Origin of the sequence: Olleya sp. Hel_I_94, from assembly GCF_007827365.1 — a bacterium.
In the GTDB taxonomy this organism is placed as follows: Bacteria; Bacteroidota; Bacteroidia; order Flavobacteriales; family Flavobacteriaceae; genus Olleya.
The window spans coordinates 1,308,452-1,328,178 of record NZ_VISI01000002.1 but is presented as its reverse complement, the minus strand read 5'-3'; the positions used below and the strand labels follow the sequence as shown (position 1 = coordinate 1,328,178).

General features: G+C 31.9%; 18 protein-coding genes. 14 read left to right on the top strand and 4 right to left on the bottom strand.

Annotated elements, in window-relative coordinates; all coding sequences use genetic code 11:
- Positions 1-9 precede the first annotated feature (9 nt).
- Entirely contained in the window at positions 10-1,632 is a 1,623-nt protein-coding gene (locus JM82_RS09155) for an amidohydrolase (protein ID WP_145002594.1), read from the top strand.
- A 33-nt stretch (positions 1,633-1,665) separates the two neighbouring features.
- Positions 1,666-2,193 (top strand): DUF2059 domain-containing protein, encoded by a 528-nt coding sequence (locus JM82_RS09150; protein ID WP_145002591.1) that lies wholly within the window; start codon positions 1,666-1,668, stop codon positions 2,191-2,193.
- On the opposite strand, the gene JM82_RS09145 is transcribed toward JM82_RS09150, so the two are convergent.
- The gene (locus tag JM82_RS09145) at positions 2,190-2,888 is read right to left on the bottom strand and encodes a class I SAM-dependent methyltransferase (RefSeq protein WP_145002588.1); all 699 of its coding nucleotides are present in this window, start codon (positions 2,886-2,888) and stop codon (positions 2,190-2,192) included. The two genes, JM82_RS09150 and JM82_RS09145, sit on opposite strands and share 4 nt — an antisense overlap.
- Before the next feature lie 21 nt (positions 2,889-2,909).
- Here JM82_RS09145 and JM82_RS09140 point away from each other — a divergent pair, with 21 nt between their 5' ends.
- Complete coding sequence (locus JM82_RS09140) at positions 2,910-3,404, top strand: YkgJ family cysteine cluster protein (protein ID WP_099569844.1); 495 nt, start codon at positions 2,910-2,912, stop codon at positions 3,402-3,404.
- Between the two features lie 308 nt (positions 3,405-3,712).
- Positions 3,713-4,693 carry a hypothetical protein gene (locus tag JM82_RS09135; protein ID WP_145002585.1) on the top strand — a complete coding sequence of 327 codons (981 nt, stop codon included), beginning with the start codon at positions 3,713-3,715 and terminating at the stop codon, positions 4,691-4,693.
- 3 nt (positions 4,694-4,696) lie between these two features.
- On the opposite strand, the gene JM82_RS09130 is transcribed toward JM82_RS09135, so the two are convergent.
- A complete protein-coding gene (locus JM82_RS09130) occupies positions 4,697-5,968 on the bottom strand; it encodes an exo-beta-N-acetylmuramidase NamZ domain-containing protein (protein ID WP_145002582.1) in 1,272 nt (423 codons plus the stop codon).
- An 8-nt stretch (positions 5,969-5,976) separates the two neighbouring features.
- On the opposite strand from JM82_RS09130, the gene JM82_RS09125 reads away from it, so the two are divergent.
- The 3 genes from JM82_RS09125 to JM82_RS09115 all read left to right on the top strand — a co-directional run bounded on the left by JM82_RS09125 (position 5,977) and on the right by JM82_RS09115 (position 9,279).
- Complete coding sequence (locus JM82_RS09125) at positions 5,977-7,212, top strand: ABC transporter permease (RefSeq protein ID WP_145002579.1); 1,236 nt, start codon at positions 5,977-5,979, stop codon at positions 7,210-7,212.
- Positions 7,213-7,489: 277 nt separating this feature from the next.
- Positions 7,490-8,470, top strand: coding sequence for a PLP-dependent cysteine synthase family protein (locus tag JM82_RS09120; RefSeq protein ID WP_145002575.1), 981 nt, complete (start codon positions 7,490-7,492; stop codon positions 8,468-8,470).
- A gap of 380 nt (positions 8,471-8,850) precedes the next feature.
- Entirely contained in the window at positions 8,851-9,279 is a 429-nt protein-coding gene (locus JM82_RS09115; protein ID WP_028283634.1) for a peptidylprolyl isomerase, read from the top strand.
- Positions 9,280-9,373: 94 nt separating this feature from the next.
- Here JM82_RS09115 and JM82_RS09110 read toward each other — a convergent pair whose 3' ends face one another.
- Positions 9,374-10,558 (bottom strand): MFS transporter, encoded by a 1,185-nt coding sequence (locus JM82_RS09110; protein WP_145002572.1) that lies wholly within the window; start codon positions 10,556-10,558, stop codon positions 9,374-9,376.
- Positions 10,559-10,694: 136 nt separating this feature from the next.
- A complete protein-coding gene (locus tag JM82_RS09105; protein ID WP_145002569.1) occupies positions 10,695-11,411 on the bottom strand; it encodes a DUF6090 family protein in 717 nt (238 codons plus the stop codon).
- Between the two features lie 155 nt (positions 11,412-11,566).
- Here JM82_RS09105 and JM82_RS09100 point away from each other — a divergent pair, with 155 nt between their 5' ends.
- From JM82_RS09100 to JM82_RS09070, 7 genes are all read left to right on the top strand, one after another.
- On the top strand, positions 11,567-12,841 hold the full coding sequence (locus tag JM82_RS09100; protein WP_145002566.1) for a DUF2851 family protein: 1,275 nt from the start codon (positions 11,567-11,569) through the stop codon (positions 12,839-12,841).
- Between the two features lie 12 nt (positions 12,842-12,853).
- Complete coding sequence (locus JM82_RS09095) at positions 12,854-13,081, top strand: PspC domain-containing protein (RefSeq protein ID WP_028283630.1); 228 nt, start codon at positions 12,854-12,856, stop codon at positions 13,079-13,081.
- A gap of 3 nt (positions 13,082-13,084) precedes the next feature.
- The gene (locus JM82_RS09090; protein WP_145002563.1) at positions 13,085-14,110 is read left to right on the top strand and encodes a potassium channel family protein; all 1,026 of its coding nucleotides are present in this window, start codon (positions 13,085-13,087) and stop codon (positions 14,108-14,110) included.
- A gap of 92 nt (positions 14,111-14,202) precedes the next feature.
- The gene (locus JM82_RS09085) at positions 14,203-15,819 is read left to right on the top strand and encodes an alanine/glycine:cation symporter family protein (RefSeq protein ID WP_145002560.1); all 1,617 of its coding nucleotides are present in this window, start codon (positions 14,203-14,205) and stop codon (positions 15,817-15,819) included.
- 18 nt (positions 15,820-15,837) lie between these two features.
- Positions 15,838-16,725, top strand: a complete 888-nt coding sequence (locus JM82_RS09080) for a ComEA family DNA-binding protein (RefSeq protein ID WP_145002557.1) — start codon at positions 15,838-15,840, stop codon at positions 16,723-16,725.
- A 24-nt stretch (positions 16,726-16,749) separates the two neighbouring features.
- Positions 16,750-17,919 carry an acyl-CoA dehydrogenase family protein gene (locus tag JM82_RS09075; RefSeq protein ID WP_145002554.1) on the top strand — a complete coding sequence of 390 codons (1,170 nt, stop codon included), beginning with the start codon at positions 16,750-16,752 and terminating at the stop codon, positions 17,917-17,919.
- 361 nt (positions 17,920-18,280) lie between these two features.
- Positions 18,281-19,708, top strand: coding sequence for a carboxypeptidase-like regulatory domain-containing protein (locus JM82_RS09070; protein WP_145002551.1), 1,428 nt, complete (start codon positions 18,281-18,283; stop codon positions 19,706-19,708).
- The last annotated feature ends 19 nt before the right edge of the window (positions 19,709-19,727 follow it).

Here is a 19,727-nt window from a genome sequence, read left to right as displayed (position 1 = left end):
ATATTAAAAATGAGAATCACAAAAGTTTTATTATTATTCTTAATTATAGTTTCCTGTGCTTCAGATAAAATTGAAGTCGATACTATCATTACCAACGGAACGGTTTATACTGTTGATGCAGATTTTAACACTACAGAAGCGTTTGCCATTAAAGATGGTAAATTTGTAGCAGTTGGTGCAACTAATGATATTAATAAAAAATACAAAGCTACCAATACAATTGATGCTAAAGGACAAACCATTTTGCCTGGATTTATCGATGCACATTGTCACTTTTACGGTTTAGGTTTAAACCAATTACAAGTAAATCTTAGGGATACTAAAAGTTTTGATGAGGTAATGAAACGTGTTATCGATTTTCATAATAACCGACCATCTAATTTTATTATTGGTAGAGGTTGGGATCAAAATGATTGGGACGACAAAACTTACCCAAATAAAGCATTATTGGATAAATTATATCCAGATACACCTGTGGCTCTAACTAGAATAGATGGTCATGCTATGTTATGTAATCAAGCAGCTTTAGATTTAGCTAAAATAGATATTAATACAAAAATTGAAGGAGGCGAAATTTTAAAGAAAGATGGCAAACTTACAGGAGTATTAATTGACAATCCAATGGAGTTGGTTGAGGCTATTTTTCCGGAACCGACAAAACAACAACAAATTGATGCTTTGCTTGAAGCACATAAAATATGCACAGATTTAGGTTTAACAACCGTGTCTGATGCTGGTTTGGACAAACAAGTCATTCAATTAATTGATAGTCTACAACAAGCAGGAGCATTAGATATGCGTATGTATGCTATGATTAGCAATAAAAAAGAAAATTTAGAGTATTACCTATCAAAAGGAAAAATTAAGACCGACAGATTAAATGTGCAATCTGTAAAAGTCTATGCAGATGGAGCTTTAGGCTCTAGAGGAGCAGCTTTAAAACAAGAATATTCAGACCAACATGATCATTTTGGTGCTTTAGTTATTGGTACTGATGCTTTTATTACTTTAGCTGACCAAATAGCAAAAGCAGGATACCAAATGAATACTCATGCTATTGGAGACTCAGCTAACAGATTTGTTTTACAGACTTATCAAAAAACATTAAAAGATCTAACTAACAGACGTTGGAGAGTAGAGCACGCTCAAATTATCACAGATAATGATTTTGACTATTTTAAAAACGAAAACATCGTACCTTCCATACAACCAACACATGCAACAAGTGATATGTATTGGGCAGAAGACCGTTTAGGAAAAGACCGTATTAAAGGTGCTTATGCCTATAAAACCTTACTAGAAAAAAGCGGAAGATTAGCCTTAGGGACAGACTTTCCAGTAGAGCAAGTAAGTCCGTTTTTAACCTTTTATGCAGCTGTCTCAAGACAGGATCTAAACCAATATCCAGCAGGAGGATTTAATAAGGATAATGGTCTTACTAGAGAAGAAACTTTAAAAGGAATGACTATTTGGGCAGCGTATGCTAATTTTGAAGAGAAAGAAAAAGGGAGTATTGAAGCTGGTAAATTTGCGGATTTTATTATCTTAGATAACAATATAATGACTATCGAAGAGAAAGAAATCCCTAATATCAAGGTAAATCAAACGTACATTAATGGAGTGGCACAGTAGTTGCTATTTTATAATAACTTAAACAATTTTAAAATGAAAAAAATTATCGCATTTGTGTGCTTTTTAGCAATAGGTACAGTAAGTATTGCTCAAAATGATCAGTATAGTAAAGATGTTAAAACGTGCATACAAAGCAACGGAACAATAACTTATTATGAAGGGGTTATAGACCAAATGTTTACAATGTTAGAAGAACAATTTAAGTCTCAGGACGTACCAGCAGCTGTATGGAAAGATCTAAAAAAAGTTAAACCTGATGCAATGGATGATTTAGCTGTAATGATAGTATCTGCTTACAAAGCTCATTTTACTCATGATGATGTAAAAAATATGAATGCGCTATATAAAACAAAAGCAGGTAAAAATATGTTTAAGCCTGAAGCCTTAACAGAAGGCGATAAAATAATTTTAAAAGAATTTTATCAAAGCGATACTGGTCAAAAAATCGTAAGTTCTCAAGACTCCATGAACGCCTCAATGAGTGATATTTCTGTAATGTGGAGTGGTGATTTATACAAAAGTATGATAGCAAAATTATCAGAAAAAGGATACGATATCTAAATAAATAGCTTTGCTAAATAGTCATAATGCTCGCCTTCAGCGAGCATTTCGCATTTTAAACCAGAAGTTTCACAGGCTTGTTGTAGTAACTTAAAATCTAAATATAACCACTTCATTGGTAATTCAACTTCTCCTTTATAACTTAAATAATAATCTAATTCGCCATAATAATTAGCATTCATATCTTGCCAAATTCCACCATCTTCATCTAAATACATATATTTTATGTCACTAGAGTCTATTAAAACTTGACCACCTGTATTTAATAATGATTTTAAATGCGATAGATACGTGGATACCTGATTTAAGGTTTCAAAAATACCAGTACCATTCATTAATAATAGAATTGTATCAAAAGTTTCAGTCTCATCTAAAAGCGCAAGGTGTGCAACCTGTTTGACACCTCTAGCATGACTCACTTCAACAGCACCTTTTGAGATGTCAATAGCTTTAACATTTAGTCCTTGGTCTTGCAAGTATAAACTATGACTTCCAGAGCCACATCCTACATCTAATGTCAGTCCTTTAGATAGTTGCAAAGCTTTTTGTTCTAATTTTGGCATGTCTTGATAATCCCTAAAAAGATAAGGAAGTGGTAACTCATCTTCGTCAGATATGTTAGTAGACGTTATTAAGTCTTCTGTATAATTACCATTTTGGTAATCTAATAATGCTTTTCCGAAAAGGTCTTTCATTTAAAATACTATTTTTGCACTATGGAACAATTTTTAAATGGTCTTCCAAAGCTTGCCAAAGATAAGCATAAGGAAAATAAAACCTTTTTTACTAAGCTAAAAAAGAAAGCACCAAAGCAATTAGATTACTTAATGCAAGAGTTGCATGATAACGAGTTTAAAAAGACCGATTGTTTAACGTGTGCTAATTGTTGTAAAACTACTGGACCATTATTTACAGATAAAGATATCCAACGTATTGCTAAACATTTTAAGCAAAAACCACAACAATTTATAGATAACTATTTACGTCTAGATGAAGAGAATGACTATGTATTACAATCTGTACCTTGTACCTTTTTAGGAGCAGATAACTACTGTTCAATATATAATGTGCGTCCAAAAGCCTGTTCAGAGTTTCCGCATACTGACCGTAAAAAGTTTCAGCAAATATCTAATTTGACTTTAAAAAATGTAGCTATTTGTCCTGCTGCTTTTAATATAGTTGAAGAGATGAAAAAACGAATTAAATATTAATACGTGGTATTTTTTTATTTAATCAAGTCATAATCGATGTGTGTTTTTTGAGAAGTTTATTGACTTTGTTTTAAAAAAATAGTAAAAACTTACAATCTTGGTATATTTATTGAAAATCTCATAATTAATTAGCGGTTAAAGCTTTAAATCATTGATAATCAGATAAATTAACTATTCGTCGACTATTTTATGTAGTTCGGCTAATTATATATAAATTATGTTCAGATTTGTATGTAATATCCCAATTTCATAATACATTTGGTCTCCCTTATAACTGATTTTTAGCGTAACTATATAAAATTTATATTATGAGTAGGCAAAAAATAACATTCCTACTATTCTTAATGTTAATGCTAAGTACTTCGGTATTTTCGCAAGTTAAAACAACTATAGTTGAAAATGTAAATGCAACCAAAGCAGGACTTGTTCATGTACTAAACAGAACAGGAGATACTATTATTCTTAAAAGTAGCTCATCTATCTATAGATTTAGTTTTTTATATCATTCTCAAAAAGAGTCTGTTTTAATGGATCTAGATAGTAAGGAAGCAAAAATTCCATTACACCATTTTGAAGTAGGACAATATACTGTTGTTGCCTATCGCGAAGATGCTGTATATCCAATTTCTTTAAACAGAGTTGGTGCTATTACTAAGCCAATAGATGCTATTGCAGATTTAGAAGAAGATGTTTTAAGAGCCAGTTTGTCTAATGACGAGCAACGTAAAAGAAATATCAAGCCTAGACACAATGCAAGTAGTGACACACGTTTAGCTAGTGTTGCAAATAAAAGAAAAGAAGCTGCTGAAGCTAAAGAAAGAGAACAAAGAGCGTTGATAAAAAGAGCAGCAGAAGATACAGCTAGAAAAAATCAGGCTTTAGCTGAAGCGAAACAAAAAGAGCAAGAGCAAAGAGAATTAATTAAAAAAGAAGCTGAAGCTAGATCTAAACAAGAACACGCTTTAGCGGAAGCTAATAGAGCAAAAGCTGAAAGAGAGAAAGCAGACAGACAATTAGCACAAATTGAAGCTAATAAACAAGCCATAAAAGAGAGAGCATTAGCAGAAAAAAGAAGAGAAGAGTTAAGAGCTATTGCTGAAGCTGAAAGAAAAGAAGCAGATGCACGTATTGCAAATGTTCAAACTGTAGCGACAGAAGACAATAAGCATGAGAAAAAAGAAGTCAAATATAACATCTCTGTCATACAAGATGGATCTGTAGAAAAGCAAACCAGAGAAGAATACAGAAAAGAAAACTTAAGACCTAACGGTTTGCCTTACGAAGATTAATCTTTATTGATATAATAAATAAGGTTTACGTTTAACCATAAAATCATTCAAGCCACTTGTCCAAGTGGCTTTTATTTTGTCCTCACTCCAACCTGCTTCAATTTGTTGTTGCAGTTTTTTAGTACCAGCAAGTTTTGTAAAAAAGCCATTAGCAATAAAAAAATCAGATTTAGTGGATGTAGTGTTGTAAGCGTTAATCAAGTAGCTTAAGTTTAAACCACTTTGTTGTTTAATATTACTTAAATTATAACCATGGCATACTTTGTTTTCATGCTTTGGGTATTTAGCACCTTCGTTAGATTTAGGCGTAAAAGTATAATCTGTTTTTGGTAAAAAAGGCGAACCATATATCTGGAACTGCAAATCCGTACCACGACCAGCACTTACATTGGTACCTTCAAAAAAGCATAAACTAGGGTATAAGTTTATAGCCTGAGCATTAGGTAAGTTTGGAGACGGTTTAATAGGTAAGTCATAAGCCATTTGTCTATTGTAATTTTTTATAGTAATTACTTTTAAATTACACTTTACGCCATTGTTTAGCCAATTTTCGCCATTAATCATTTGTGCATATTCACCAATAGTCAAACCATGCACTACAGGTACAGGATGCATACCGACAAAGCTAGTATGTTCTTTTTCTAAAATTGGACCATCAATATAATGTCCATTTGGATTTGGTCTATCTAAAACAATCAAGGTTTTATTTTGTTCAGCGCAAGCTTCCATGACATAATGTAAAGACGAGATATAGGTGTAAAAACGTGCACCAACATCTTGTATATCAAAAATTATAACATCAACATCTTGTAATTGTGCAACGGTAGGTTTTTTATTATTTCCGTATAATGATATTATTGGTAAGTTAGTTTTTGTATCAATACCATCTTTAACTACTTCGCCAGCATCTGCAGTGCCTCTAAAACCATGTTCTGGAGCAAATACTTTTTTAACAGTAACACGTAGGTCTAGTAAAGTATCAACAATATGGGTATTACTGTCATAGGTTGGTGTTTTACTAAGGGAAGTATTTTTAAAGATCACGCTAGTTTGATTAGCAACTATACCAACACGCTTCCCATTTAATAAAGGTAAATACGCTTCGGTTTGGTTGGCACCAACAATAATAGGCTTAGTTGTGCTGTTGTCTAAAGTAGTTTCGGTTTTAGCCAAAACAGTATTAGTTTCATTTATATTATTTTTCGTTTTAGAAGCGCAAGAAATTAGTATTAAAACAAATAATAAAGCTGTATTTTTGAAAACATTAAATCGCATAATCTAGTTTGAATTTCGAGTTTTTTATAGCTAAACGCATAATTGATAGTAAAGCGTATAAAAGTAGCATATCGGCACCAATAATAAAAATTGGTATCGTAGCAATTGCATTAGGTATTATTGTAATGATGATTGCTATTGCAACAGGTATTGGTTTACAACAAAAAATCAGAGAAAAAGTAATCGCTTTTAATGGTCATAGTATTATTCAAAATTACGATAATAACAACTCGCAAGAAAGCATAAGACCAATCTCTACCAATCAAGACTTTTATCCAACATTTAAAAATGTACCAGAAGTAACACATATACAAGGTACTGCAACTAAATCCGGAATTATTAGATTAGAAAACGATTTTGAATATGTTGTTATAAAAGGTGTAGGCGCAGACTACGACTGGCAATATTTTAAAACATTTTTAATAGACGGTCGCTTACCTGACTACACAAAGGATATCAGTACAGATGTTTTAATATCGCAATACCTAGCTAATAGATTACAATTAAAATTAAACGATCGTATAAACACCTATTTTTTAAGAGAGGACACCACCAAACCTCCACGTGTGATTACCTATAATATTGTGGGTGTTTACAATTCAGGTTTGCAAGAGATGGACCAACTATATATGATTGGTGACATCAAACAAATCCAACGATTAAACAAATGGGAGGACGACCAAGTAGGGCGTTTCGAGGTTTTTATTGACGATTATAATACCTTAGAAGCCACAGGAGATGCCATTTTTAAAGAGGTGCCTTCTACATTAAATGCTAAAACGGTTGATAAAGAATATCCCTTTATATTCGAGTGGATTAAAATCTTTGACAATAACATTTACGCCATCATCGGGATTATGATATTAGTAGCAGGTATTAACATGATCACAGCATTGCTAGTCTTAATTTTAGAACGTACCCAAATGATAGGTATTTTAAAAGCCTTAGGAAGTGCTAACAATAGCATTCGTAGAATATTTTTATACAACGCAGCCTATTTAATATTAAAAGGACTATTTTGGGGTAATGTCATAGGATTAAGTTTACTATTATTACAAAAATATTTCGGTTTATTCCCATTAGACCCAAAAACCTATCACGTCTCTGCAGTGCCAGTTTACATTAATATAGGTTACATAATAGCGTTAAACATTGGTACCTTTATTTTGTGTTTGTTAATGCTGTTAGTCCCATCATATATTATTTCAAAAATTTCGCCAGTAAAGGCCATCCGTTTTGATTAAATAATTTGGGCGTTACCACAAGGGTCGCGTCATCCACTATATCTTTTTTGCGCATAAGCGCGCACAAAAAAGGATGTCGTTTCTACCGCTAACGCAATCAAAGCTAAGGACAGTTTTAAAATAAATTAATGTAGTTTTAACTTTCAATTTTAGACAATTAACGTACTTTTGCAAAATCTAAATTAGAAACAAGCACGTCTTAATTTCAAGCTTTAGCTTAAAGGATTAATCATAAATTAGACGCTTTTTTCTTCAATAAAAAAAATAAAATACCTTAATGAAATACGCAAATAACATTTTAGAAACCATCGGTAATACACCATTAGTAAAACTAAACAAACTAACAGCAGAGTTACCATGTTTAGTATTGTCTAAATACGAAACCTTTAACCCAGGAAACTCCGTTAAAGACCGTATGGCATTACAAATGATAGAAGATGCAGAAGCAGATGGACGTCTTAAACCAGGAGGAACAATTATAGAAGGGACTTCGGGTAATACAGGAATGGGATTAGCACTAGCAGCAATTATAAAAGGATACAAGTGTATTTTTGTAATGGCAGATAAACAAAGTAAAGAAAAGGTAGATATCTTAAAAGCAGTAGGCGCAGAGGTAGTGGTTTGCCCAACAGCAGTTGAGCCTGAGGATCCAAGATCTTACTACTCGGTATCAAAAAGATTAAGCACAGAAATAGAAAACAGTTGGTACGTAAACCAATATGATAATCCAAGTAATGCCAAAGCACATTACCAAAGTACTGGACCAGAAATTTGGGAACAAACAGATGGTAAAATCACGCACTTTGTTGTTGGTGTAGGTACAGGAGGAACAATCTCTGGAGTTGGTAAATACTTAAAAGAACAAAATCCAAATATTAAAATTTGGGGAATAGATACCTACGGATCGGTATTTAAAAAGTACCACGAAACAGGGATTTTTGACGAAAACGAAATCTACCCATACGTAACAGAAGGTATTGGAGAAGATATCCTTCCAAAAAACGTAGACTTTAGTATTATCGATGGGTTTACTAAAGTAACAGATAAAGATGCTGCAGTATATACACAAAGACTATCAAAAGAAGAAGGTATGTTTTTAGGTAATAGTGCAGGAGCAGCAATTAAAGGTGTGTTACAATTAAAAGAGCACTTTACTAAAGACGATGTTGTAGTGGTATTATTCCATGATCATGGAAGTCGTTATGTTGGTAAAATGTTTAACGACGACTGGATGCGTAAAATGGGTTACATAGACTAATCCTAATTAATTTAATAATTTAAAAAGCTCACAAAGTAACTTGTGGGCTTTTTTTATGACCTACAATTTACTAAAATGTTACATGGGTATTTTGCAGTTTTGACACCTTAATTTTTTGTTATTTACATAAACATGACAGAGTTGCTGATTTGCGTAAATAAATATTTTTTAAATTTTATAAACACTAAAAACAGCTACAGTACTATCACCAAAGGAATGGGAGGCGTTTAGTAAATCGCAATTTAAGCTAAAATAGGTTTGTTGACCCTTAGTGTAGGGTTTGGCTTGGTTTTAGCGTTTAACCTGTCAGTACGTTTAAACTATAATAATTACAGCATAAAAATTATGCAAAACGTACGTTTTAAAATTTATAATGTAGTATGAATCAAGTAAAAGAAAACAACACAGTTAAAGTAAATTACACAGGTAAATTATCTGATGGACAAATTTTTGATACGTCTGAAGGAAGAGAGCCTTTAGAGTTTACTTTAGGTCAAGGACAATTAATTCCTGGTTTTGAAAAAGGAGTTATTGATATGAAATTAAACGAAAAAAAGACCATCACAATTGCTAAAGAAGAAGCTTATGGTGATGTTAATCCAGCTTTAATTCAAGAAGTAAGTAAAGCAGATTTACCTCAGGATATGACGCCAGAAGTAGGTATGGGATTAGTTTCTAAAACACAAGATGGTCGCGAGACTAACTTAATGGTAGTAGAAGTTAAAGAAGAAACTATCGTTTTGGATGCAAACCATCCATTAGCTGGTAAAGATCTTGTTTTTGATTTAGAAGTGGTAGACATCAAATAATACAAGTTACCAAATAAAATAAGTCGCTTATTTTAAAAGTATCCCAATACGGATTGTGTGTAGTAATACAGCAATTAGTATTGGGATTTTTTGTTTATTGGCTAATAGTAGGTTTCTTTTTACCACTTAAAGCAAGTAAACCCAAAATTGGACCTAAAGCTAAAATCACATAAATTCCGTTGGAAGTAGTCGTTTCAATTAAAGCAGTTAATAATTGTATACTTATTATAGAGATTGTAAAACCAATACAATTTACAATAGTAAGTGAGGTGCCTTTAAGTTGTGGTGTTGCACTTTCAGCAATTAAAGTCGATAATAATGGTGAGTCAGCAACGACCACCATTCCCCAAAACATTAAAAAACCAACAAATATATTTGTTGAGGTTACTGTAAATAGTAAAGGCGATAGTAAACAACAAATACAAGATAATAGCAATGCTATAAAAGCAGTCTTTTTAGTCCCAATACGTTGTGCAGCATAGCCACTTATAATACAGGCAACACCTCCTAATCCAATAATTAAAAAAGATAATAACGGAATATTTAAATCTGCAATACTATGGTTAATACTATATTGTTTAAGCATTATTGGTGTAAAAACCCAAAACGCATATAATTCCCACATGTGACCAAAATAACCAAAAGCAGCATGTCTAAAGTTGTGTTTTTTAAAGATTGTAAAACACGCTTTAAAAGTAGTGTGTAAACTAGGTTTACGATAAGGACCATTTGGTACTAAAAATAAAATTAATAAACCTCCAATTACAGCAAGTGTGGATGTTGTAATTAATACAGACTTCCATGGATAGCTACTTGTAAAATCTTTTAATAAATGCGGAAAAGCAGTACCAAGCACTAAAGCGCCAACCAAGAAACCAAGCGATTTACCCAAACCTGTATTAAAGTAGTCCGTTGCTATTTTCATACCAATAGGATAGATACCAGCTAAACAAAAACCTGTTAAAAACCGAAGCAGTAATAAGCTTGTTAAAGTATGTCCATTCCAGATAATAGCTAAGTTAAAGGTTGCTCCAAACAAGGCGCTTATAAAAAACACTTTGGATGGCGAAAAGCGATCTGCAATTGTTAAAATAGCAAATACTAGTGTTCCAATAATAAATCCAAATTGTACAGCAGATGTTAAATGCCCTAAAGCATTAAGCTTTAAATTAAAATTTAGGACCATGTCATTAATCACACCATTACCTGCAAACCAAAGTGAGGTACAGCAAAATTGAGCGATGACAATTATGGGTAGTATTAGTTTAGCGCGTTTCAATACTAGTAGATGGCTATATTATGGTCTGTTAAGCGAAGTTAAAGGTTTTAATTGATTTACTAAGTGTGTTTGTGTAGGTTTAGTAGCGTGATTTAGCGATCAAATTAGCTATAATTATTTATATGTTGTGGTTTGGTTATTTATCTATTCGTTTTAAAATAGCTGCTCTTATATTTTTAAATTCAACTATTCCGAATTGCAAATTTGGAAGATAAGCATTGTATAATTTCTGGTAACTACTTATAACATAACGTCTATATTCTTGACTATTTACAAAATAATCTTGCAGCTCTTCACTGCTATTATCTTTTGTTATTCTTTTGCTTATCCATTCTGGATACCACTTGTAATTATCTCTAAATATATTTACAACTTGGTAGCATTCGTCAGAAATTTTTTTCTCTATAGTGTTAAGGGTTGTTGAAGTATCATATAATTCAATTAAGTGCAACGATAAACTATCTTTTGAAGCGATTGATTTTAAGCGTTCAATACCACCTTTATTCATATTAATTATTGGACCTCCAGCCATTATTCTAGATAATCCATCGTCTAATAAATCTACTGTTCTAGTATCTAAAATGACAGCATCATAAATGGGTTTAATAGAGTCGTAATATTTGATAACGCTTGAAAACTCGCTAATATCATTATCTAAATCAAGTGCAATCTGGTTGTAAATATCTATAATTTCAGATTGTTGCTTTCGGTTCTCATTCCAATTGTTAATCTGTAATGCAATTAAAATTCCAATAACTACAAGTATTATTTCTCCGATTGCGTATTTAATGTACTTTCCCAGTTTTCCTTCTGAAAGTAAATTTTGTCTAATTTTTCTAAAAAATTTTATCATTGGTTAGCGGTTTGTGTTTATGATGTGCAACATATAGATAAGACAAGTTTTTAATTTGCTTTATCGAAGGTTCAGTCAAGTTAATAGTTTTAAGTTTAGAAATCAATACGTATAACTACGTATTTTTCTTACATAAAAAAGTGTAACTTTAAGCCATGCAAGAAGATTTTTTACACTATCTCTGGAAACTTAAAAAATTTGAAACCTTAAATCTCCAGACCACAAAAGGAGAGCAAGTTGTTATCCAAAATGTAGGCACACATAATTATCATACTGGTCCAGATTTTTTTAATGCGCAACTTATAATTGCTGGTCAATTATGGGCTGGCAACGTCGAGATCCATAGTAAATCTAGCGATTGGTACGTGCATAATCATGAAGTTGATCCAAATTACGATAATGTAATTTTACATGTTGTTTGGGAGCATGACACACCTGTTTTTAGAAAAGACAACTCAGAAATCCCAACCATCCAGCTTAAAAATTATGTATCACAAGTGGCTTTAAATAATTATGCTAAGTTATTTAATAGTAAACAAACTTGGATTAATTGCGAAAACACGATTACTAATGTTACTCCTTTTGTTGTCACAAATTGGTTAGAGCGTTTGTTTTTTGAGCGTTTAGAGAGTAAAGCAAAAGCTATTGAAGCGATATTAAAAACTTCTAATAATAACTGGGAAGCTGTTTTGTTTAAATTACTTGCTAAAAATTTTGGTCTTAAAGTTAATGACGACGCTTTTTTTAGTTTGGCTAATAGTTTTGATTTTTCGGTCGTTAGAAAACAGCAAAGTAATTTACAAAGTTTAGAAGCTTTGTTTTTTGGTCAAGCAGGTTTATTGGATCAGGATATTCAGGAGGCGTATTATATTGCACTACAAAAAGATTATGCGTTTTTAAAACAAAAATTTAAAATTGATAATGCTAGTGTTAGTCCGTTTCAGTTTTTTAGACTGCGTCCACCAAATTTTCCTACGATTAGGTTGTCACAATTAGCCAATGTATACCATTTGCACCAAAACGTGTTCTCAAAAGTTATTGCTTCGGATAGTGTTGCGGATATTTATAAATTATTTTCGGTGTCAACCTCACCATTTTGGGAGTCGCATTATACGTTTGACAAAGTATCTTCAACTAGAAAAAAGCAAATTACAAAGTCTTTTGTGGATCTGTTATTAATAAACACAATCATTCCGCTTAAATTTTGTTATGCAAAACAACAAGGTAAATCTATTGAGGAAGAGATTGTTAGTTTAATGCAACAACTAAAACCAGAAAAAAACGGAATAGTAGATAAGTTTGCTAGCTTAAAAGTGGTTTCCGGATCAGCGTTGGATAGTCAAGCAGTTATTCAGCTTAAAAATTTATATTGCGATACAAACCGTTGCTTAAAATGTGCAATTGGTAATACTATACTTGCACAAAATTAATTATCTTGCAGTATGCAATTTTTATATAAACAGCTACACTATTTTCAAAAACGAGGCTATCACGTCTGTCAGCGTATTGCAGATCGTTTGGGTATTAGAGCCAAAGTGGTGCGCACCACGTTTATGTATTTAACCTTTGCAACACTAGGTTTTGGTTTTGCGTTGTACTTATTTTTAGCATTTTGGATGCGCATAAAAGATATTGTATACACTAAACGCTCATCTGTGTTTGACCTTTAAATTATGACTAACCCACTAATTACGCTTTACAGATCTAAAATATATACTGCAATTGCATTATTAATTATACTATTAGTTATTGGTGTTATTGGCTTTAGATTTATGTCTCACTACACTTGGGTGGACGCTTTTTATATGACAGTAATAACTATAACTACTGTTGGCTTTGGAGAGGTGCAACCTTTAGACGATAAGTCTAAAATTTTTACAATATTTTTAATTTTAAACAGTGTTGTAATTGTAGGTTATGCTTTAACTATTATTACCGAATTTATTTTAAGTAAAAATAATATTGAAGAACTAAAACAAAAGAAAATGCAGAAAAAAATTGATGCACTAAATAACCATATTATTATATGTGGTTTTGGTCGAAACGGTAAACAAGCTGCAACCAAATTATTGGCGCATAAGCAACCTTTTGTAATTATAGAACGAAACAAAGAGATTATTGAAAAATTTGAAGACGAAAACACACCTTTTGTTTTAGGTAATGCTAATGAAGATGAAATTTTATTACAAGCTGGAATCACTAGAGCAAGCACCTTAATTTCTGCCTTACCAAATGATGCAGATAATTTATTTGTGGTATTATCTGCAAGACAAATGAAAAATGATTTACGCATTATAAGTCGTGCTTCTCAAGAAACTTCTTACGAAAAATTAAAGCTAGCTGGTGCCAATAACGTGATTTTACCAGATCGTATTGGTGGTGATCATATGGCTTCCTTAGTGGTTGTACCAGATTTAATAGAGTTTATTGATAATCTAGCTATAGTAGGAGAAAGTAATATTAATATTGAAGAAGTACAAGTAGAAAAACTTTACGATCCTAAAACAGGAATCAAGACTATTAAAGACTTAGACTTGCGTCATAAGACAGGATGTACAGTCATTGGTTTTAAGGATGGTAATGGCGAGTATATTGTAAATCCTGAAGCCGAATTAAAATTAGTGCCTAACTCTAAAGTTATTGTCCTTGGACGACCAGAACAAATCCAAAAACTAAACACTGTTTTTAGTTTAGACTAATTAATGTATTTAACAAGAATTCTTTTAAAAATTCAGCATTTTTTTGCATCTTGCTAATCTTAACTTAAAATTAACTAACAAATAAATAAATTATGAAGAAATATCTTCTCTCGATGTTTACATTAATATTACCATTGCTAACCTTTGCTCAAGATAGTACAGCAGATAATATAGACGCTATCTTTAAAAAATATACAGGTTGGTTTGTTGAAGGTATTTTCTCTGAAATTCCTTTTACAGATACTATAAGAATTCCATGGGTATTAATTGTTCTTATTGGAGGTGCTTTATTTTTTACAATTTATTTCAAGTTTATCAATTTTACTGGATTTAGAACTGCAATTAAGGTAGTACAAGGTAAATATGAAGATATTGAAAAACATGGTGTAGACTCTTTATATGGAGATCAAACACCAGGAGGAGACATTATTGAAACAATGAAGGCTGAAGGTGCAGATGGAGAAGTGTCTCACTTCCAAGCGTTAACAGCAGCATTATCTGCTACAGTAGGTTTAGGTAATATTGCAGGTGTTGCAGTAGCGCTATCAATTGGTGGTCCAGGTGCAACATTTTGGATGATTATTGCAGGTCTTTTAGGTATGGCATCTAAGTTTGCCGAGTGTACTTTAGGTGTAAAGTATAGAGATGTAGGTGAAGACGGAACAGTATATGGTGGACCAATGTACTACCTAACTAAAGGATTAAAAGAAAAAGGAGCAGGTGGAATTGGTAAAGTTTTAGCTGTGCTTTTTGCAATATTTGTAGTTGGTGGATCTTTTGGAGGTGGTAACATGTTCCAAGCCAATCAAGCAGCAGCTCAGTTTACAAAATTATTTAATCTTACAGGAGAAAATGCAGGAATGTACTTTGGTATTGTAATGGCTGTATTGGTAGCTATTGTAATTATTGGAGGTATTAAGCGTATTGCATCAGTAACAGAAAAAGTAGTGCCATTTATGGCTGGTATTTATGTATTAGCAGCACTAATTATATTGTTTGCTAACTTCACGTTAATTGATGATGCGTTTATGGCGATATTTAATGGTGCATTTACACCATTAGCAGGATTAGGTGGTGTTATTGGAGTAATGATTCAAGGTGTACGTCGTGGAGCATTCTCTAATGAAGCTGGTGTAGGGTCTGCAGCAATTGCACACTCTGCTGTACGTACTAAATATCCAGCAAGTGAAGGTATTGTTGCTTTATTAGAGCCTTTTGTAGATACAGTTGTAATTTGTACAATGACAGCATTAGTAATTGTTATTACAAACTTTGATGGTGGTTTTATGGAATATGGAGTAGAAATTAAAGAAGGTGTAGAGATTACAGCTACAGCTTTTGATACGGTTATTCCTCACTTCTCAATTGTGTTAACAATAGCAGTTATTTTATTTGCTTTTAGTACAATGATTTCTTGGTCATATTATGGTATGCAAGGATGGGTTTTCTTATTCGGAAAAGGAAAAATCACAGATTTAATTTATAAAATTTTATTCTTATTATTTGTTGTTGTAGGAGCTTCGATTAGTTTAGGAGCTGTTATTGACTTCTCTGATGCTATGATTTTTGCAATGGTAGTGCCAAATATTATTGGTGTAGTTATGTTATCTCCAGTTATTAAAAAGGAGCTTACTAAGTATATGAATGCTATCAACAAAAAAGAAGATGCAATTGAAGATGGTGCAACAGATTTAGTTGATGAAATGTAAAATATAAAAAACATTATAATGACTTTTAAATCCCACTTCCAGTTTTCTAAAAAACAACGAAGTGGGATTTTTTTATTGCTATTAATTTTGATTGTTGTGCAAAGTTTTTATCACTTTGTATTACCAAAATTGATGGATACAAATCCTGATTTTGCTTCAAATGATACAGAAGTTATTGCATTTGTTAAACAAATAGACTCGCTTAAAGCAATTCAATTAGAAAAACGTAAGCCAAAGATTTATCCCTTTAATCCAAATTTTATTACAGATTATAAAGGTTACACTTTAGGATTAAGCAATCAAGAGATTGATAGATTGTTAGCTTTTAGAAAGCAAGACAAATGGATTAATTCTGTAAAACAATTTCAAGACGTTACTAAGGTATCCGATTCGGTATTGAACAAAATTTCGCCTTTTTTTAAATTTCCTGATTGGGTAACAAATCCAAAGCCAAAGCAGGCTAATTTTAAAACAGGTTATTCAAAAACAGTAAAAACCGAAGCGCAGAAGCTTGATTTAAATTCCGCTACAGCGATACAATTACAAAAAGTATATGGCATAGGACCGTCATACTCTGAACGTATCATTAAATTTAGGAATAAAATTAATGGATTTCACTCGTTTATTGAGTTGCAACAAGTATACGGATTAACGCCAGAGGTTATAGATAATATTAAATCGGATTTTAGTATTAAAACACCAAGAGCAATTACTAAAATTGCATTAAATACAGCAACTAAAGAGCAGTTGGTGACTATTAAGTATATTGATTATGAGGTAGCACACAGTATAATTGAAGAACGCACCTTGCGTGATGGGTTTAAGTCCATTGACGAATTAACAAAAGTTAACGGTTTTCCTGTTAATAAATTAGAGATAATTAAGTTATCTTTACGTCTAGATTAGAACTTAACAATAACACAACGTATTATGGAAAATATGTACTTCAGTGAAGAGCATAATTTATTTAGAGAAAGCTTATGCGAATTTTTAAAAAAAGAAGTCGTACCTCATATTGATAAATGGGAAAAAACAGGAAGTATAGAACGCTTTATTTGGAAAAAATTTGGCGATATGGGCTTTTTTGGTATTAGTTACCCAGAGCAATATGGCGGAATGGATTTAGATATTTTCTATATGGTTATTTTGCTAGAAGAATTACAAAAAATCAACTCAGCTGGTTTTGCTGCAGCAATGTGGGCACATGCCTATTTAGCAATGACGCATTTAAAAGCAGAAGGTAGTGATGCCATAAAAGAAAAATATCTAACAGCTAGTATTACTGGAGACATGATTGGATGTCTTTGTATTACAGAACCTTTTGGAGGTAGTGATGTTGCAGGAATGCGATCTACAGCTGTTAAAAAAGGAGATACATATGTAATTAATGGATCAAAAACATTTATTACAAACGGAGTATACAGTGATTATTTAGTAGTTGCAGCAAAAACAAATCCAGAAATAGGTAATAAGGGTATTAGTATTTTCTTAATTGATAGAGATACGCCTGGTGTGTCTGCAACTAAATTAGATAAATTAGGTTGGAGAGCATCAGACACTGGAGAGATTGCATTTGATAATGTAACAATTCCAGCATCTAACTTAATGGGAGAAGAAAATAAAGGGTTTGCATACATCATGCAACATTTTGCGACAGAGCGTTTAATTATGGGTGTAAATGCACATGCTAGAGCAGAGTTTGCTTTGGATTACACGATGCAATACATGTCAGAGCGTACAGCTTTTGGTAAAACAATTGACCGTTTTCAGGCATTAAGACACCGTTTAGCAGACCATATTACTGAAGTAGAAATCTGTAAAACATTTAACTATACAATTGCAGATAGATTAGGAAAAGGTGAGTACGTAGTAAAAGAAGCTACGATGTCTAAATTAAAATCTACAAAAGTAGCAGACGAGGTTATTTACGATTGTCTTCAGTTTTTAGGTGGTTATGGTTACATGGAAGAATATCCATTAGCAAGACTATTAAGAGACAGTAGGCTTGGACCAATTGGTGGTGGTACTTCCGAAATCTTAAGAGAGATTATCGCTAAAATGGTAATCGATGGTAAGGATTATAAGCCAGCTACAAAATAATTTGATTAGCTTTTTAGCGAAAATTATTCAAGATTATCGCTAAAATGGTAATCGATGGTAAGGATTATAAGCCAGCTACAAAATGATTTGATTAGCTTTTTAGCGAAAATTATTCAAGATTATCGCTAAAATGGTAATCGATGGTAAGGATTATAAGCCAGCTACGAAATAATTTAATTAGCTTTTTAGCGAAAATTATTCAAGATTATCGCTAAAATGGTAATCGATGGTAAGGATTATAAGCTAGCTACAAAATAATTTGATTAGCTTTTTAGCGAAAATAAATGTTTATTTTCGCTAAAATAGTAATCCTTAAAAAGATTATGTTTCTGCTAACAAATAATATTTAAAAGTATTTAAAATGAAATTGACTCAGATCAAATCCACAGTAATTATAATATTTTTACTAGTAGGAAGCGTTGCTGTGGCACAAACCGAATTAAAAAATAAAGTTGTCGACTTTATGAGTATGATGCCAATTGAAAACGCAAGTGTTTATATTCAAAACACAACAATTGGTACTATTACAAATGCAGATGGTAAGTTTGTGTTATTAGTGCCTAAAACGTACGAAAAGGATACCATTATCATTTCTTCAATTGGTTTTAAAAGCTACAAAACAACAATAGATCAGTTTGATAACGAGTTTGATATTTTATTAGAGGAAGATGTAGCATCCTTAGATGAAATTTTGATTATCGCAGAAAACAGACCCAAAACTGGAAATGATATTGTACTTAGAGCGCTAGAAAAATTAGAAAACAACCTTCCAGAATTACCATACTTACAAAAAGGTTTTATTAGACATAAAGAGCGAAATAAAAAACAATTTAAATGGTTGGTTGAAAGTGCAATTACTTTGTATGATGATTCTAGTTATGTCACAGGAGGAAAAGATAATCTTAAAATAAACGTAGATCAGGTCAGGAAAAGTTACGATTTACGTGATGTAGATAGTTTGTTTTCATATGCTACATATTTAAAATATAATGCCAATGTTAATTTAAAACCTAAAAATTTACGAAGAGATACTATCGCTAAATCATCACTAATAAAGTCTATTAAATGGAATGATACTAGAGTAAATGGTTTAGATAATTTATTTAAAGGAAAACTTAATTTAGTACGTAATTCTAAAAGTCCAAAAGCATTGTTAGGTAAAGATGTGTTAGCAACACATCAATTTAAATTGGATACGATTTTAGTTGATAATGAAAGAAAAATTTATAAAATTAAGATAGATAAAAGTGAGGATTTTGTTGGTTTAGACACAGAAGGCATTTATAACGAAGGTTATATTGCAGAAGGTTGGATGTACATTTATTGGGATAATTTTGCAATTAAAAAAATTGAATATCAATTAAAAGCAGGATCTAATGCGCAAAAAAGTAGAAGTAAAACCTTATTTGATACGCAAATAAACCATAAACTAGTTATATCCTACATGGAATATCAAGATAGAATGTATCCAAATTATATCTATTACGAAACTCCAAAACTTGTCAATGTTGGTTATAAGCCAGTAGGTAAAATTGATAAAGAAGAGGAAGCGCTTTTTAATAAAGAAGAACGGTTTTATTATACAGTACAAGAAATTTTGTTTACTGAGATAATTCAAGATCAAGAACAAGTGCAAGCAGCTTTAAACCAAGACTGGGATTCGGATATTTTTTCTATAAAACCTTACGATAAAACATTTTGGGAAAACTACAATACATTACTAGAAAGTGAAGAAGATGAAAAGTTAATTAAGGATTTAACTAAACGTTCCACACTTTTTAAACAATAAAAAGCAATTTTTTTTATTG

Bases quoted from the DNA above. Each gene is read 5' to 3' on its own strand.
- JM82_RS09100 (WP_145002566.1), top strand. From the start codon at position 11,567: ATGCAAGAAGATTTTTTACACTATCTCTGGAAACTTAAAAAATTTGAA.
- JM82_RS09090 (WP_145002563.1), top strand. From the start codon at position 13,085: ATGACTAACCCACTAATTACGCTTTACAGATCTAAAATATATACTGCA.
- JM82_RS09140 (WP_099569844.1), top strand. From the start codon at position 2,910: ATGGAACAATTTTTAAATGGTCTTCCAAAGCTTGCCAAAGATAAGCAT.
- JM82_RS09115 (WP_028283634.1), top strand. From the start codon at position 8,851: ATGAATCAAGTAAAAGAAAACAACACAGTTAAAGTAAATTACACAGGT.
- JM82_RS09135 (WP_145002585.1), top strand. From the start codon at position 3,713: ATGAGTAGGCAAAAAATAACATTCCTACTATTCTTAATGTTAATGCTA.
- JM82_RS09070 (WP_145002551.1), top strand. From the start codon at position 18,281: ATGAAATTGACTCAGATCAAATCCACAGTAATTATAATATTTTTACTA.
- JM82_RS09155 (WP_145002594.1), top strand. From the start codon at position 10: ATGAGAATCACAAAAGTTTTATTATTATTCTTAATTATAGTTTCCTGT.
- JM82_RS09075 (WP_145002554.1), top strand. From the start codon at position 16,750: ATGGAAAATATGTACTTCAGTGAAGAGCATAATTTATTTAGAGAAAGC.
- JM82_RS09150 (WP_145002591.1), top strand. From the start codon at position 1,666: ATGAAAAAAATTATCGCATTTGTGTGCTTTTTAGCAATAGGTACAGTA.
- JM82_RS09080 (WP_145002557.1), top strand. From the start codon at position 15,838: ATGACTTTTAAATCCCACTTCCAGTTTTCTAAAAAACAACGAAGTGGG.
- JM82_RS09130 (WP_145002582.1), bottom strand. From the start codon at position 5,968: ATGCGATTTAATGTTTTCAAAAATACAGCTTTATTATTTGTTTTAATA.
- JM82_RS09105 (WP_145002569.1), bottom strand. From the start codon at position 11,411: ATGATAAAATTTTTTAGAAAAATTAGACAAAATTTACTTTCAGAAGGA.
- JM82_RS09085 (WP_145002560.1), top strand. From the start codon at position 14,203: ATGAAGAAATATCTTCTCTCGATGTTTACATTAATATTACCATTGCTA.
- JM82_RS09145 (WP_145002588.1), bottom strand. From the start codon at position 2,888: ATGAAAGACCTTTTCGGAAAAGCATTATTAGATTACCAAAATGGTAAT.
- JM82_RS09095 (WP_028283630.1), top strand. From the start codon at position 12,854: ATGCAATTTTTATATAAACAGCTACACTATTTTCAAAAACGAGGCTAT.
- JM82_RS09120 (WP_145002575.1), top strand. From the start codon at position 7,490: ATGAAATACGCAAATAACATTTTAGAAACCATCGGTAATACACCATTA.